This window comes from Echinicola rosea (assembly GCF_005281475.1).
GTDB lineage: Bacteria > Bacteroidota > Bacteroidia > Cytophagales > Cyclobacteriaceae > Echinicola > Echinicola rosea.
Window position 1 is genome coordinate 1,226,683 of sequence record NZ_CP040106.1, and the last position, 16,296, is coordinate 1,242,978.

Annotated in this window: 16 protein-coding genes; 3 read left to right on the plus strand and 13 right to left on the minus strand. The window is 43.8% G+C overall.

What is annotated here, in order from left to right; all coding sequences use genetic code 11:
* Position 1 precedes the first annotated feature (1 nt).
* Positions 2-2,302, minus strand: coding sequence for a hypothetical protein (locus FDP09_RS05170; protein WP_137401634.1), 2,301 nt, complete (start codon positions 2,300-2,302; stop codon positions 2-4).
* Positions 2,262-3,260, minus strand: coding sequence for a hypothetical protein (locus tag FDP09_RS05175; protein WP_137401635.1), 999 nt, complete (start codon positions 3,258-3,260; stop codon positions 2,262-2,264). Before FDP09_RS05175 ends, FDP09_RS05170 begins: the two co-directional genes overlap by 41 nt.
* Positions 3,261-4,375: 1,115 nt before the next feature.
* Here FDP09_RS05175 and FDP09_RS05180 point away from each other — a divergent pair.
* Positions 4,376-5,041: a class I SAM-dependent methyltransferase gene (locus FDP09_RS05180; RefSeq protein ID WP_137401636.1), complete on the plus strand. Its 666-nt coding sequence runs from the start codon at positions 4,376-4,378 to the stop codon at positions 5,039-5,041.
* 101 nt (positions 5,042-5,142) lie between these two features.
* Here the strand turns inward: FDP09_RS05180 and FDP09_RS05185 are convergent, their stop codons facing one another.
* The 11 genes from FDP09_RS05185 to FDP09_RS05235 form a co-directional block, all read right to left on the minus strand.
* Positions 5,143-5,475 carry a hypothetical protein gene (locus FDP09_RS05185; RefSeq protein WP_137401637.1) on the minus strand — a complete coding sequence of 111 codons (333 nt, stop codon included), beginning with the start codon at positions 5,473-5,475 and terminating at the stop codon, positions 5,143-5,145.
* Positions 5,476-5,490: 15 nt separating this feature from the next.
* On the minus strand, positions 5,491-5,955 hold the full coding sequence (locus FDP09_RS05190; protein WP_137401638.1) for a hypothetical protein: 465 nt from the start codon (positions 5,953-5,955) through the stop codon (positions 5,491-5,493).
* A gap of 167 nt (positions 5,956-6,122) precedes the next feature.
* Positions 6,123-6,938 carry a GNAT family N-acetyltransferase gene (locus FDP09_RS23975; RefSeq protein ID WP_229683358.1) on the minus strand — a complete coding sequence of 272 codons (816 nt, stop codon included), beginning with the start codon at positions 6,936-6,938 and terminating at the stop codon, positions 6,123-6,125.
* A gap of 27 nt (positions 6,939-6,965) precedes the next feature.
* Positions 6,966-8,645 carry an N-acyl-D-amino-acid deacylase family protein gene (locus FDP09_RS05200; protein ID WP_137401639.1) on the minus strand — a complete coding sequence of 560 codons (1,680 nt, stop codon included), beginning with the start codon at positions 8,643-8,645 and terminating at the stop codon, positions 6,966-6,968.
* A 374-nt stretch (positions 8,646-9,019) separates the two neighbouring features.
* Positions 9,020-9,430 (minus strand): hypothetical protein, encoded by a 411-nt coding sequence (locus tag FDP09_RS05205; protein WP_137401640.1) that lies wholly within the window; start codon positions 9,428-9,430, stop codon positions 9,020-9,022.
* Between the two features lie 329 nt (positions 9,431-9,759).
* Positions 9,760-10,026, minus strand: a complete 267-nt coding sequence (locus FDP09_RS05210; protein WP_137401641.1) for a hypothetical protein — start codon at positions 10,024-10,026, stop codon at positions 9,760-9,762.
* Between the two features lie 70 nt (positions 10,027-10,096).
* A complete protein-coding gene (locus FDP09_RS05215; protein ID WP_137401642.1) occupies positions 10,097-10,435 on the minus strand; it encodes a hypothetical protein in 339 nt (112 codons plus the stop codon).
* A 286-nt stretch (positions 10,436-10,721) separates the two neighbouring features.
* Positions 10,722-11,309 (minus strand): sugar O-acetyltransferase, encoded by a 588-nt coding sequence (locus FDP09_RS05220; RefSeq protein ID WP_308421003.1) that lies wholly within the window; start codon positions 11,307-11,309, stop codon positions 10,722-10,724.
* 196 nt (positions 11,310-11,505) lie between these two features.
* Positions 11,506-11,919, minus strand: a complete 414-nt coding sequence (locus tag FDP09_RS05225; RefSeq protein ID WP_137401643.1) for a response regulator — start codon at positions 11,917-11,919, stop codon at positions 11,506-11,508.
* 15 nt (positions 11,920-11,934) lie between these two features.
* Positions 11,935-13,716, minus strand: a complete 1,782-nt coding sequence (locus FDP09_RS05230) for a PAS domain S-box protein (protein WP_137401644.1) — start codon at positions 13,714-13,716, stop codon at positions 11,935-11,937.
* A 349-nt stretch (positions 13,717-14,065) separates the two neighbouring features.
* Positions 14,066-14,536, minus strand: coding sequence for a DoxX family protein (locus tag FDP09_RS05235; protein WP_137401645.1), 471 nt, complete (start codon positions 14,534-14,536; stop codon positions 14,066-14,068).
* 404 nt (positions 14,537-14,940) lie between these two features.
* Between FDP09_RS05235 and FDP09_RS05240 the strand changes: the two genes are divergently transcribed.
* Entirely contained in the window at positions 14,941-15,654 is a 714-nt protein-coding gene (locus FDP09_RS05240) for a ZIP family metal transporter (RefSeq protein WP_137401646.1), read from the plus strand.
* 22 nt (positions 15,655-15,676) lie between these two features.
* Positions 15,677-16,246 (plus strand): pentapeptide repeat-containing protein, encoded by a 570-nt coding sequence (locus FDP09_RS05245; RefSeq protein WP_137401647.1) that lies wholly within the window; start codon positions 15,677-15,679, stop codon positions 16,244-16,246.
* Positions 16,247-16,296 lie beyond the last annotated feature (50 nt).

A 16,296-nucleotide genomic window follows, 5' to 3' on the forward strand; every position in this document is an offset into this window, starting at 1 on the left:
GTTATTCCCTCTCCACATACGTTCTGAAATACCCGCATTCCTCGATCACCTCTTGGTAATATTGGGTGTCTGAGTATTCGTTGTGTAATTTTTGGAAACCTTCCCAGGCGATAAAATCTACATCGTCATCCTCTTCGGACCATTCGTTGGCGTATTTGCTGTAGTTTTTTTCGTAATAGTAGGCATTTCTCTCACACTTTGCCATCATGTACGTGCATTTGGCTTTTTGTTCGCGGGTGGTGGCCGCATCAAAAGCTTTTTGGTAATACATTTTGGCCGTTGAGCAATCGGTGATCATGCGGCGCTGGGTGGGACTGAAACCATATGGACTGTAGGAATAGCCTATAATATCGGATTGATAAGCCCGCACATTGCCATAGTGCGTGATATTATAAAAGGCATTGCCCAGCAAAAGGCTGTTCTGATAGACTTCTTCCTGCTTGGCCAGTTTTTCCTGCATCAACTTTACCGTTTTCAGGAATTTGCCCATGGGATAGCTCTTGCCCAGAGCATGCTCAGCATCATGATTATCCCAAATATGGGCATTGAATGGGTTGGCAGGGAACAGCTTTGCAAACTCCTGATCTTCATAAATCTGCAAGGCTTCATCGACACGATTGGCAAAGAGCGCCTTGATGGTTTCATAATAATAGACGTCATTTAGTGTGATTGGATAAAGCTTTTTACCAATTTGTTCTATTCCGGTATGGGTATCGGAGAGGAGAAATTGCTTCAATTTTTCCGTATTCTTTGCTTGGTCAAAATAGGTGGACTGGTTATCATACCCATAAAAATACCCTGCATAACTGTTCGAAAACAATTCACTCATAAGCCTATTTTCTCCTTTGGCAAAGAGCAGTGATAGGTATTTTTTACTCCATGATTGGGCATTTTCATAGCGGAAGACATCGCTATTGGGATATTTTTGAGCAGGCAGCTCGAAATAAAGCCAGTTTAGCTCAGCTACCAAGGCATCCAACTGATCTGCAACTGGATTTTCCAGCATGTTGAGCTGGTTGATCAGCCGTAATAGGCGCAATTGGTTTCGGGCCAGCTGTGTCTCGGGCAAGTGATCTTCGGCTTTGGCAAAAGCTCTTTCAGCGTCGTCAAATCGATCATTTAACGTCAGCAAATACCCGTGGGAAATGCTCCAAAGAAAGGGATTTTCAGTCTTTCCCGATTGGGCAATGTCAGCCACCAATTCCAGTCCACTACTGTTAAGTTCTTCGTGTTGCTGTTTTTTATACTCATCAAAATCCGTGTAACCGCGATAGCTTTCCGGATTATAGTTAGGGTCTTTGACATATCGCTCATGATGATTGATCAGGCGTGTAAGCAGAAAATTAAGGTGGGGGCTTGTAGGTTCCAGCGCAAAGATATTTCGAATAGCCTCTTTCTCACTGGTATAATAGCCCTGCAAGGCCCAAAGCGTGGTTTGTTCAGCTGAGGATTTGGCAAGCGGTAGCGTTTCCTGTACAAAAACCACTGAATCCTGCGGATGGTAACTGAAGATCGCTACCTTTTGGAGGGAAGCGCATTCGTTAAACACCTGGGCATAATACAGGTTGGATTCGCTAAAGGCCTTTTGGCGGTAATAGACGCCTGCCTTGTAGGCCAATGCCCTGTAATAAAGTGTGTTTTTGGGCATAGATGATGCCGTTTGGTCAAAAAATGTGATCACTTTTTCTTGGTCAGAAGCACTGTAGAAATAGGCTTTTATGACCTGAAACCAATATCGCTGTTTCAAAAACTCATCCGTTGCATTTTCATATTGCTTTTGGAGTTGCTGAAATAATTCTCCATCTGTCAATGGGTGGGTTTCCTTAGGTTCCCAGTAGCTATACCCGCTATTGAGTGAGGCCGTTTCTACCTGCTTGGCCAATGCCAAAAAGGTAAGAAAATCCTTGGTCTTTTGACTTGTTAGGTCGATTGATTTTGTCCAAGAAGGTAAACCTGAAGGCGTGGTATGTTCGGCATGATTGAGTTCACTGATAAGTGTAGCATCTGCCTGCAGCAACAAAGAATCTACTGCAAAATCGGGAACTGATGAGTCCAGATACCCGGACCAATCTTTGACGATTTTATCGTTAAATCGACCATTATGTTCATCGTCCATTCCGTCATAAAAGAAGAAATTTTCTTCCAATAGCAGTGGCTCATAGCTTTTGTCCACGTAGATTTCGGGGGTAAAATTGGAGGCAAGGATGTCATAATAGCCACCGCAGGCTTTCACCACCAAATATGTCAATAACAAACTGCCACTAAAAAGCAGCCCTAATTTGGGCAAAGATATCTTTTTCATAGTTTCTTAAGTTCAGTGAGTCAAGGTCAAAAAAAATAATTTCGTCCACCTTCATATAATTCCCCAGATCCTCGGCCATTTCCAGTAATTGTACTTGGGATACGGCTTCGATTTTCATTACATCACCTTTCCGGTAATAGGTTCCATTGCGCAGCATATCTTTTTTCACCTCAAAGAAATTGGGCTTGAGGGCTGCAAAGCCAGCATCCATTGTTAGTGCTGAGGCGGTCACTTTTGGTCTAAGTCCCACGACCTGACCATTTCGGAGATGGATTCCCCAACCAAATATCGGCATTGCCACCTTCAGGGGCAAAGGATAATCCCCCAAAGTATAGGTATAAAGATCAGCGATGGTCTTATCGTAGATGGAGCTGGCGTTGCTGGCATTGATTTCTCCCATGTTGTAATACATCAGCACGCCATAGTCCACATTCGGAACTTTGGTCTTTTGGGCGTATTTGATTTGGTGGAGACGGATGGTGGCAGACAGGGTTTTATCCGTGATCTTGCCCAATTCGTCGATAAAGGCCATAAAATGGTCACGGCTCTTTAGGCTCCAGTCGCAGTCAACCTGGATCTCCTGATAGGAAAGCTGGCTGTTGGCTGATAATGAATTGACATAGCTATTAATCTTTTTTGCCAGTTCGGCCACATCCAAATTAGAAGATAGCATCACTTCATTTTTGATGTACACGACCGGAACGATTTCCAATGTATCGGGAAAATGGCCGAGGTTCACTTCACTGACAGGATACGGCAGGCCATCAGCACTTAGCGCCACATCAAAATACCTCACATAAAGTTTCTTGACCTGATTGGCCTTGATGGTGTTGGCTTCTGTGTGATTTAAATTAAAGGCTGTTTTCCAATAGTAAAAGGAGACAGCAGGCGGTTTGGTCTGCTGGCAAGCCCCCAAGCAGGCCATAAACATAACCAGTTTAAAAATGCGTGTTTTCATAGCTAAAAAGGGTATGAACCATTCACCCTACCAAGTACAAAGTAACTACAAAAAGACGAAGAACCCCGATTTAATTTCGACTAATAGAAACCTATTCTTGACTTATTAAACAGGTGCTCACAGAAACCACAGAATAGCTTTATTTGATTTACTATGGGTAACTATTACTTTTCATGTCAAATTCTTGCTTGGCTTTCATCTCGTTGCCTTGTTACTTTTTTCCTTCAGGTGAAAAAAAAATCTACTGGTAAAAAAGCATATGATCGAAGAATAAGATTCATTAAAACAATTAACGTTCCGCGACAAAAATCAAACATAAAAAAGATCTCTTAGCGCAAAAAAAGGGAAATACCCTTAACTAATCGGTATTGAACCCGGGTTGTGGGTTCTGGGCAAACGCGTTTAGTGTTTTGAAAGGAAATAATTTTGGTGTAGGCATAGCTATCATCCGTGCCGCTGGCACTCCTTCGGGAGGTTGAGGAGCGCTTAAGCTCCTGCGGATTTATCCGCAGGTTACAAAATTTATCGTGCCGCTGGCACTTTGCCCCGATTTGTACATTGGAAACCGCAGTAGCCTAGGGGCAAGTCAACGCTTAAATGACGGGTAAGGCGGTAGTGGATTTTGGACGAGATCAAGGCGCAAAAAACGCTCCTAGCCGTAGCTAAGGAAGTCTTTTTGCAACATAGAGATAGGCCAAAAAACACACCGGATTACACGTAGGATTAGGTTTGGCTTGACCCTAGATTGCCGAATGGTGGGATAGGCTGAAATGATGATGAGTTGATTTGGATCGTACGAGCCGTCGCAGCTATCTCTAGTTCCGCATTTGAAATGCGAACTGCTGAGAAAGGCATTTGTAATGCCTCCTTGCAGTAAAGCCCCCCAGAAATATGGCTTGATCCCTGACTATTCTGCCTAATCCGCCTTTGGCGGAGGGTCATATAGAAGGTGCAGGTGACAACCTGCACCAAAAATGATTACACACAAAAGGGTAAGTTCCATAGGAACGGCAGCTATAAATGCAAATAGGAACATTCTTTTTAAATGCGTTTGCACTGGTTATGGGCTAGTGCTATGCGCTAAAATCAACTTTATTTTCTAACTTTATTCACCTATGGAAAAGTCATTTACCGAAGAAGAACTCAAGGCCATTGCTGCTCAGCTCAGCCATCCAAAAGGGGAGATGGGCATTGATGTGGCCGCAACCATGCATGAGTCCAATATTTCCATGACTGAAAAGGCCATTGAGCTGCTTCATTTGGAAAGTGGTGATAGGGTGCTGGAGCTGGGACATGGGAGTGCAATGCATGTGAGCCAGCTTTTGGAGGAGCAGGAAAACCTGCATTATACCGGTCTGGAAGTTTCAGAACTCATGCACCTTGAAGCCAAGAAGCATAACGCCCTATGGGTTGATAAAGGAAAAACGGCGTTTTACCTATATGATGGAGAGAGTGCTCCATTTGAGTCGGGTATTTTCGATAAGATTTTTACGGTCAATACCATTTATTTTTGGAGCGAACCGAAGAAAACCGCGATGGAGTTAAAACGGTTGTTGGCTGATGAAGGAAGCTTGGTGATTGCCTTTGCGCAGAAGCGGTTTATGGAAAACCTGCCTTTTGCCCAATATGGGTTTACCTTTTACGATGATGAGGATGTCATAGAGCTGATGGCAGCGGTAGGTTTGGTGCCTTTGGAACAGTCCGATGTGACCGAAACCGTCAAGAGCAAAGCGATGGAAGAAGTAGAGCGGGAGTTTACAGTGATGCGCTTTTCTAGATAAATGGAAACATACTGTGCCTTTGGTAGAACATAATTTTTTCAAATCTAAAAATTCAAGTTAAAACGAAAAACATTGAATATTTAAAAAAAAGGCATTAGGATCTATATCAAATTCCAACCCAGTGCTGTATTGACCGTGGCCTTGACCACGTCCAGTGCGGCATTAATGGCCCCTTCCACGGCTAATATGCCCAGGCCTTCGATGGTCAGTAAGACGATGCGGGCACTGCTTTTTTGGATTTCTAAGTAGTGTTTGGCTTGCTCTTCGGTGATTTTTCCCTGGAGTTTCAGCTCACCGATCAATTTGAGATTGTTGGCCAGTACTTTTAGTTCATTTTCCGCAAAGGGTTTGGCTTCTTCCCAGTGGTTGCTCAGGACACCTTGGGCAGCGGTGACCATTTTTTCGAAAATTTCCTGTGTGTTGATGTCGGGCATAATGGGATGGGTTTATCAATTTTCGTACTTTTCTCCACGTTTGAGGGCCATTTGCAGACGGATGATGGCCGTAAAGGCTGAGTTAAAGGCGGATTTCAATGGAGGCAGTTGTTCGGCAGATGCAAATCCCATCTTGTGCAAAGCCTCAAGGTTGGACAGCATGTTTTGCAGTTCCTGCACCTGCTCCTGGACAATGCGGTTTTTGTCCACTGCAGCTGCTCTTACTGCCAAGGTGTTCAGGTCCACTTTGGCTTCATCAAAGAATGTTTGGTAATGTTCATAAGCTGCCTCATCGGTGTCGATACTTCGCTCCAACCGGACAAAATATGCTGCTACCTTTTCTTCAAGTTCCGTTACCTTTTCGTCCGTGATGGGGTCGTATTCACTGATCAGGCGAACGGAGGTACATGCTTGAGCATAAAACAACAGTAGGAGACAGATAATCTTTCCCGAAGTGATTGTTTGATTCGATAATTTCATGCTTTTGGCGTCTATGAACAATTGAACGAAGTCCTTGGTTTTTTGATGTTTCCATTACGATTATCCGTAAATCCGCGGATAATGTGGTAGTTCGTAAGAAAGTGCACTATCAATATACAATTTAAGCAATAAATCCGAACCCGAAATAGGCAGTTTAGCACTGAAGGTTAATGTTCCTTTCCTTCATATTTCCACATGGGGACGGTCTTACCTGCACGCTGAAACCCCATTTTCTCGTAGAATTGCTCTGCCCCGACATCAGCTGTGAGCATTTGCATGTGGAATCCTTCGTATTTTTCCATCATCTTATCCATAATCATTCGGCCGATGCCTTTGCCTTGATGACTGGGCAATACCAGTAAATGGGGAAAATAAACGACCAAATGCCCATCCGAAAGGGCATTGCCCAGCCCTACCAATTGGTCATTTTTCCAGGCAGTGACCACGCTATCCGAATGGGTAAGGGCATTGAAAAGAACAGAAGGTTTATTTGCCGAGCTCCAGCCGTTTTGTCGGTAGAGTGGTAGCAGGTCTTCTATGGTAAAATCACGATTTTCTGAAATTTTTACCGTTGTTTTCTCCATGATGATATAGTCAATGCCTCCTTTAACAAAAGTTTGTGGGGTCTTTTCAAGCCCAAATTTTTCATAGAAAGCGGTTTTGTCCGCCCGGGCATTGCACCAAATACGATCTACTCCTTCCTTTTCCAGATAAGTGATGACATGGCGAAGCAACATACTTCCTAAGCCCTTTCCCTGCTGGGAGGTTTCAGTAGCAAATTTTCTAAACTGTGCCTGGCCATCTTTAACAAACGTTGAGATGACGGCGAGGATTTTATCCCCTTCTATCAACCCAAAATGCTGACCGTGTCGGTCTTCATCCAGCTTCACATAGTCAATTGGCTGATCCGGCCACATCACGCGATGGCGAAGATCCCATGTGTCTTCCGGCCGTAAGGAGATGATTTTATACTTTGGTTCCATTTGGTAATTGTCGTGATAAGTAGATTATTAGTGGTGGCCTTTCCAACCCGGTCCACGGACTACCCTGCCAGGAAAGGCACCGGTATGTTCCCCATGGCGAAGGACCTGCTGACCGTTTACCAGAACATGGACCATTCCTTCCGCATATTGGTGTGGTTTGTCAAAAGTTGCCCTGTCCTCAATTTTTTGAGGATCAAAAATAGCCAAATCTGCATAATATCCTTGCTTTAGCAGCCCCCTTTTCTTTATCCGGAGGTTGGTAGAAGGCAAGTGGGTCAATTTATGGATAGCTTCTTCCAAAGAAATGACGTTTTCCTCACGGACATATTTTCCCAGCAGCTTGGCGAAGTTGCCATAAGCTCGTGGATGTGTACTGGATTTCAGGAAAACACCCTCATTGGCCATAGACTGGGCATCAGAGCCAAAACTCATCCAAGGTAGCTGGAGCTGTTTTTGGACATTCTTTTCATCCATCAGGAAATAGACGGTTCCTACGCGGCTGCCGTCTTCCACTACCAAGTCCATGGCCGTTTCTTCGGGGGATTTGCCTCTAAGTGTTGCCACTTCTGCCAGCGTTTTTCCAGTAAGGTGTTTCAGGCTATCATTTTTGAAGCCCACCAGGATCATCTTGTCTGCCGAGCCAGCGGCTTGCATCAAACTTTCCCATGTGGTGGCAGGGCTTTTCATTTCTTGCAGGACTTTTTTGCGGATCTTAGGATCTTGGAGCCGCTTTGCCCAGGCATCATATCCGCCTTCTTGTACCCACGGCGGCATGGCGGCATCCAGGCCCGTGGCACCGGCGGTATAGGTGTACATGTCTGTGGTGATGTGGAGGCCAGCATTTCTGGCAGAATCGATCTTGCTGATCACCGCATCCAGCTTGTTCCAATTGGTAGATCCGCTTTGTTTTAGATGGTAAACTTCTGCGCGTATATTCGCTTCACTAGCAATTTTTATCAATTCATTCAAGCTTTCCAACAGTTTGTTTCCTTCGCTACGCAAATGGGAGATATACATCCCATCGTATTCAGAGGCCACTTTACAAAGTGCGATTAACTCTTCAGTACTGGAATAAAAAGCGGGAGCATAGATCAGTGATGATCCGATGCCCAGCGCGCCTTCTTCCATCGCTTGACGCGCCATCATTTTCATGGAGTCCAGTTCCTCTGGTGTGGGAGCGCGGTCTTCATAGCCGACCGTATTGACCCGCAGGGTGGTCGCTCCTACGAAGGAGGCGACATTGGCGGATACGCCTTTGCGCTCCAAAAACTCCAAGTACTCGCCCAAGGTGGTCCAAGGAATATCATAGGTGATGTTGCCTTGGTCTGCTTTCATTTCCCGACGGGTGGTCGGGGTCAGCGGTCCCCAGGAACTGCCTTCGCCAAAAACTTCGAGCGTTACACCCTGCTTGATGTCGCTCATGGAGCGGCCGTCCTCGATCAGCGATTCCACGGCCCAGCTGAGCATATTGATAAAACCCGGTGCCACCACGAGTCCTTCGGCGTCAATTTCCTGCATTGCTGTCTGATCAGATAGTTCGCCAATGTACGCGATAGTGTCCGCATTAATGCCTACATCTGTCATCAATGCAGGCTTTCCACTGCCGTCGATCACCTGACCATGGCGGATGATGATGTCAAAATCCTTTTGCTGCTTACAAGCACAAATAAGGACGATGAGTAAGAAGAATGTGGGTTTTTGGGGCATGGGAATGTCTGTTTAGCTAAGGTAAGTTAGGCTAAAAACCCTAGTTTCTAAAAAATAGCGTTAAGGATATTTCAAAGGACAAATGCAGTTTCTTTCTGCTATATTACCATTGGCCTAATTTTACTAGAAAAGGCGCGTGAGCCCGACGTAGCAGAGAGCCGGCGTATGGCATGCGGGAAGAAGCATTGCTGGCGCCTTGACTTTTTGGTCCTTTTGCGTCAAGGCAAAAGGACAAAGGGAAGTGCTTCATAATCGGGACACTTATCCTGAATGAAATAGAACTGCTGACAAGTAGAAAGGAAGCGATAATTATAAATTTAGCTTTCCGGATAATAGGTTTCAAATTCAGGTAAAACATATTATTGATCCTTTATTCAATTAAATTCCGTACGGATGTTTAATCCCGCTAGGTAAGCGGCCAATTGATCGGATGAGTGTCCTGGCCAGACGGTATAGATGGACTTTTCTTCACCATCTTTGGTCGCTATTTTAAAAGTCTTAAATCCCAAAAAGGATGTGGTATAGATCTTATCGATGTCTTTCAAATAGAAGGAAAGGGTGTGATCCTGCGGGGATAAAAAGCTCCAGAATAGCATGATACCACAAAATCCGGACAAAACGATCCAAAGTATGCTCAAAATGCTACCGGAATGGTTTGCAAAAAACACATTGATAAGGCCTATAAAAAGAATGAGGCCGAATTGTATCCTAAGCATTTGCTTGTTTACCGTGCCTGCATTATCAAAACTTACCGTTTCTGCCGTAGGGTCATAATTTGCATTCATCGTTTTGTTAAATATAAAAATGATGCTTAGTAAAGTGATAACTTGAGCTCGACTTATTTTTAGTATAAAAGCGAACCCTTTTTAGGAGGATGTGGGTTGGAAAAGGGTGTGGCAACTCGCCGCGGCGAGCTGCCACGGCTTCTACCCGCTCATGCCTACCTCTAAGCCTCGCAGTGACGGTTTTATAATCGAACTGAGGTTAATATACGAAATATCGTGTTAATTTTGAACCCGTTTCAGCTCGCAATAGATACGCTAGTGCATCATGCGGGCTCAATGCCGTTTAGTTAAGGCCATTTCCCTGTTTTCACCTGTTAGGAGTTTCTTTTCTATTTGACTTTAACTGTATGGCTTTGGCCATTTTGGTGGATTTTATCCTTTTCCTTTTTTCCATTGATGAAAAAAGAAAGAAAAAAATCTAGGCCGGTGGTCTGCCCTTTAAAATGGGACATGGATTTCCACTGCGACGTGGATCCGTCACCCATTTTAATTTCCACCCGATGGCTACGGCCTAAAAGCGAGTGGGTCTCGCTGTTCCACGACGCGAGCCAACTCCCTTTCTTAACGGCCTCCACCATCGGCAGGAAAACAGGCATACCAAGGGCCGGAATAAGGAAGCGATACCTTTTTTGGCTCAGGGGGGCTTATAGTTCCGGCTCAACTTGGTTACTTAAGAAAATATACCACTACATGGAATAATGATGATAATTTATCCATAAGAAACTTATTAATCGGATCCGCCTTGCAGGTATTGGGCGTTAAGAAATTCAATAGCGGGTGGGCAAGAAGGCAGGCTTGTTTGACGAAAGGCTGCCCAAAAAGAATGTTGGCAGCTAAAGAAGGTTTACCTGGCTTTTGATAGGCCTGCTTGGCTTTAGACAGGAGGAGTTTGCCTGCATGAGGGGAGGTTTTAATTTTAGCCCAATAGCTGCACAGCGGCGGGGTTTTTTGGTTACTTTTTTGACCTGAAGCAAAAAAGTAACAAAGGAAAAGGATAAAATCCACCAGGATGATCAGGTTTCCCCAGCCAAAGTCAATCAGAAAAAGACTTTTAGGTATATGAAAAGAAGGAAATCCCCTTAACTAAACGGCATTGAATGCGGGTTATAGTAAAATTACCAAAGGAAAGCGGGTTTCCGACTTAAGTAATTTTATAAAGTTGGACGTAATAATACAAAATGACCATTAAATACTTACAAAATACGTTATGACATTTTACAGTATGATGGCGAATTTTGTCAATTCAATTACAAAAATGTACGCTTGGTCATCAAAAACACCCCTTTAGGTCTCAAATATTGCGAATCACCTTACAGGGATTGCCAAAGGCAAGCACATCACTTGGGATATTTTTGGTCACCACCGAGCCCGCGCCAATGGTCACATTATCCCCAATGCTCACTCCTGGCATGATGCAGACATTTCCGCCAATCCAAACATTATCACCGATCGTCACGGGCTTGCTGGCGGTGCGATAGATGGGCTCTCCATCATTTCTTTCAGAAGGGTTTTTTATTCTGTCAGAGGCCTTCAGTGGGTGGATAGCGGTGTAGATATGTACGCCAGGGGCGATCAGGCCATTCTTCCCTATTTTGATCAGGTTGTCGTCCAAGAAAGTACAGTTCATATTGACGAAAGTCTCCTCGCCGATATGGATGTTTTCCCCATAATCGCAGTAAAATGGTGCTTCTATCCATACATTCTTTCCCATATTGCCGAGAAGGTTGGAGAGAATGGTTTTTCTTTCATCCATGTTTTCGGAGTCCAGGATATTGTAAGCTTTGATCAATTTTCTGGCCTTATGGTACTGGGCGATCAGCGTGGGATCAAGCGTATTGTACAACTGGCCGGCGAGCATTTTTTCCTTTTCTGTCATCATTACCAATAATACAATAATTGAGGCATTTGCTCCAGGAAAATCGCTTTTAAGCTATCAATGTCGAGATGTCAGCATGATGGGAGTCCAAGGCTAGACATAGCGCCTCGACTCCGCTCGGCCTGACCACCTAAAGGCGATTTACTTGGCTTCTGCCCTCAATCAAAACCGGAGGACTTAAAGTCAACAAACCTATAATCTATAAATCAGAGAAATGCTTTTCAATTATGTCTGTTATCTTTTCATAAGTAAGGGGCTTACTGTGGTATTCACTGATTTCCTGATAAGTTTTTGCTTTTTCATCATCATCAGGGTTCAGACTTGTCGTAAGCATGACGATGACATTCTTTGCTTTTTGATGTTTGGGTAGCTTCTTATATTCTTCCAGAAAATCCCAACCGCTTATACCGGGCATGTTAATATCCAAGAAAATCAGTTCTGGCCGCGGAATTTCATTTCCATCTGCCTTGTTTATGTATTCCAATGCAGCCATGCCACTTTGGACAGGGACTATTTTTTCGACGAATCCTGTCCGCTTAAGGATGATTTCGTTGATGAAGTTGGTTGGTTCATCATCATCAACCAGCAGAACGCATTTTATTTTTTTACTCATAGGATAATGGTGTTTTTAGATTGGAATAGTAAATAGAAAAGAGCTTCCTTGTCCCAGTTCCGATTGGACCCATATCTTTCCTCCATGGAGCTCTACAATCTTTTGGCAGTGGGCAAGCCCTATTCCTGTCCCGTCATAAGACTTTCTGGCATGAAGACGTTGGAATATTATAAAAATACGTTCTTTAAATTTTTTTTCAATACCTATTCCATTGTCCTTTATACAAAATAGCCAGTGATCGCTCTTTTTGGTAACATTGATCTGGATTTCAGGAGGGACTCCTTCTTTGTGGAATTTGATCGCATTGGTGATGATATTTTGGAACAATATTCGGAGTTCCGTGTAATTGCCTTTTATATGCGGTAGATTATCAGCATAGATTTTGGCATTTGTCGCTTTTATTTGGGAACCAAGGTCCACCTTAATGTTGCTGATCAAGGAATTGCCATCCACCATTTCGGGTTTTCGCTCCCTTCCAAGCCTACTATAGTCTAGAAGGCCCTTAATGAGCTGGCGCATCCTGCCTGTAGCTTCCGTGATGTATTGCATACTTTTTCGGCCCGTTTCATCAAAATGCGGCCCATAGTTTTCCGACAGAAATTCGGTAAAGCTCATCACCGTTTGTAATGGCTCCTGAAGGTCATGTGATGCCACAAAGGCAAATTGCTCAAGCTCCTTGTTTTTGACCTGTAGCTTTTTATTAAAATCCTGAAGCTCTTTTTTGACGATTGCCTTTTCACTGGTATCCCGGATTACGGCGATGGCCATTGCTCCATCTTCGGTTTCCAAAGGACTCAGTGAGATTTCTACCGGAAATTCCTCACCAGACTTACGTACTCCAGAGAGCTCCAAGCCCGATGCCATGGGGCGGGTTTCCGCAGAATGGAAGAACTCATCTCGATGGTTGGTATGGCGGTGGTGGTAGCGCATGGGGACAAGCATTTCGATTTTGTTGCCGATCAGTTCCTTTTTGCTATAACCAAAAATATTTACGACCTGCTCATTGGCCAGTTGGATATTGCCGTGCTTGTCGGCGAGAATGATCGCGTCGGGTGCGCTTTCCAGCAATCCTTTGAATTTATTCTCGGCCTTTTTTCTATCTGTAATATTCCTGATAGCGGCAGACACGAATAGCCCATCCTCGGTCTTGAGCGGGCTGAGGGAAATTTCTACCGGAAAGACTGAACCATCTTTGCGCTTCCCAAAAAGCTCCATGCCTTGGCCCATGCTGCGGGGCTTTGGTTGTTTGGCGAAATTTTTTCTATTCTGTTGGTGTTTTTCAATGTACTTATCGGGAATGAGCATTTCCAGTTCGTTTCCGATCAGCTCTTCTTTCGAATACCCAAATTGGTTTTCGGTTTGGGCATTTACCAATACAATTTGGCCTTGGGAATTGACGATCACCATGGCATCTGGAGCGGTTTCTACCAAGGCTTGGGCTTTGCTTGCCACTTTATCTGATTGGTTTACCTTTCTGAAAAATGCCGAAATGCCGGTGATTTTTCCTTCCTTGTCCTTCACAGGCGAAAACTGGGCTGATACCAGCTTCTTTTTTTCACTTTGTGAAAGGATGTCAAACTTGGTCGACACCTGCGGCTCATTAAAAAGAATGGCCTCCCGCAATTGGTCAAATTCCATCCGCTTGTCACGTATCAAACTACCATATTCCATACCCAAAAGAGTATGGCGCTTGTACTCAAACAACTTGCAACTTGATGGATTGCAATAGACCACTTTTCCTTTCAGGTCGAAGGCTATAATTGCATCTTGCGCATTAATTAATATCTGACTATCCACTTAACTTTTCCTGATAGATGCCACGAATCATTTTATTAGTTCACCCTTTAGGAAATGACATCGTATCACACATTAGCTACCTCATGCCCCTTTATTGTGGTAAATGCATCTTACATTTTTGTCTGCAAAGGAATGAAACTAATGTAAATATAGACTGAATTTCACTAAAATCTAATGATGAGCTTGAAATGGCAATATTACGGATAAAATATGTATTTTAAATCAGCTTATATGTTTTTTGGCACCACTTGTTGTCTTTTTTCTGCCATTCACTTGAGATAATAGGGAGGGATTAAACGAATCGGGATTTCTCACTGTATCACATAAAGCCTCCCCTTTTTGAGGTGGTTTATTTGAATAGGAATGGTTTTTTGCGGATGGCGCACCAGGAAGTCCATATCATAAGGAAGAGCTGAAAGGGAATTCTAAACCAAAGGTATGCCACGCCGGGACCGTTGGACTGGCCAGTCTTGTAATTTAACTCCTGCAGGGAAGCGTTGATATTGGCAGGCAAAATCAGTATAAAGAAGATAAGCAATAACATGCCCGTGAGTCTTTGTGTGGATCTAAGGTGGAGCCCGATGGCTGCAGCTATTTCAACCAATCCGGTAAAATACACTACGGCTGTTTTACTTGGAATAAATGCCGGAACCATTTTGGCCATTCCGGAGGTAAACATCACATGGCCCATGGCGGTAAAGACCAGCATGGTGCTGAGGGCGATCCTTCCAGCTAATGGCCAGTCGGTTTTTTTCCTCCTCAGGTAAATCACGAAGGAGGAAAGTGCAAAGCTAATGAGTAGAACATACAGAGGAAGCATATCATTTAATCTTGGTGTTGGCAAAGTTCTAAATCATATCCGTTGTGAGCAATGAACCTGGGTTAATAAAAGGAATGGATTTGCGGTCAGGTAAAAATCACGGTGAATGCTTATATTTTATTGTCGTCCGAGTAAAGATTTATGATAGTAAAAAATTCGTCCAAATCTGCCCCTAAATCCCCTAAAGGGGACTTTCTTATCATCAATTCAAAGAACGGGTAGTTTTACGAAATCAAGTAAATCTTATCTGTTTTCATTTAAAACTACGTTTTCAGCGTAAATGAAATTTTATCGGGCGACAGTGCTTATATTTAATAAAGGAAAAACAGTAGTGACTTTGGTTGCCTGCAACATTGCAGATAGTCATTAAAAGTTAATTGCCTTAATCGAAAATCGAAATACCCATGGATACCGTAAGTAATATTTTAGTTTACGCCGGCTTTTCGGGCATTACGGTTTTTATCGGTGCCCTTTTGGGAAATGCGTTTAATAATCACATTAAAAAGCGGACAGTAAAGTACGAGATTTCACATGCTGCGATTGCCTTTGGAGGGGGAATTATCCTATCTGCCGTGGCCTTGGTGCTCGTGCCAAAGGGCTTGGAGGAGTTGACCTTGTGGCCCATGCTCTTTTCTTTTGGTGCGGGGGCGGTGGTCTTTTTCCTGATCGACCGCTACTTGGCGCGAAAGGGGGGCAAAATGGCGCAGCTATTGGCAATGCTCATGGATTTTGTTCCAGAGTCGATTGCATTGGGGGCATTGTTTGCCAGTGATCCTTCCACGGGAACCCTCTTGGCCATTTTCATAGGCCTGCAAAATCTGCCCGAAGCCTTTAATTCTTTTCGGGATTTGGTGGAAAGTGGATTTACCATAAGGAAAACGTTGACGCTGATGTTTTTGCTGAGTTTTGCAGGAATCGTAGGGGCAATGGCCGGGCATTTTCTGCTCAGGGATTATCCGGACGTGACGGCGCACCTGATGGTGTTTGCCAGCGGAGGGATTTTGTACTTGCTCTTTCAGGACATTGCCCCAAATAGCCGGATGAAAAACCACCAATGGGGTGCCATGGCAGCTTGTTTGGGTTTTATGGTGGGCATGGTCGGGGAAAAGGTAATATAGTAGAGAATGATTATTTTTGGATATGCAAACAACCTATTTTGAAGGAAAAGAATATCGAGATGACGATTTTAGCTTGTCATTTACCTCGGGCGAATATGAAGAATGTGTTTTTGTGGGATGCAAGTTTGCTGGAGTGGATCTCCGTGATACGGTTTTTTCGGAATGTGCCTTTGAGCGCTGTGATTTCAGCAATGCCCAGTTGGTAAATACCAGTTTTAGGGATGTGGAGTTTTCTGATTGCAAACTGCTGGGACTACGTTTCGACAAGTGCAATGCCTTTTTGTTGACATTTTGTTTTATCAATTGTCAGCTGGATTTTTCTTCATTTTATGGCTTAAAACTGAAGCAGACTACCTTTAAAAGCTGCAAAATGCATGAAGTGGAATTTGTGGAGGTGGATTTGACTGCTTCTACATTCGATGAGTGTGACTTGCTTCATGCGGTATTTGATGGCGCCAATTTGGAAAAAGTGGATTTTAGGACTGCCCGAAATTTTTCCATTGACCCAGAAAGGAACCAGATCAAAAAGGCAAAATTCTCCCTTCCCACCGTAACGGGATTATTGGATAAATACGATATTTCTGTGAAGTAAATGTCGTGGCGACTTGTGGCTTCGTGGTCTCCATTTTTAATGCCACGAAG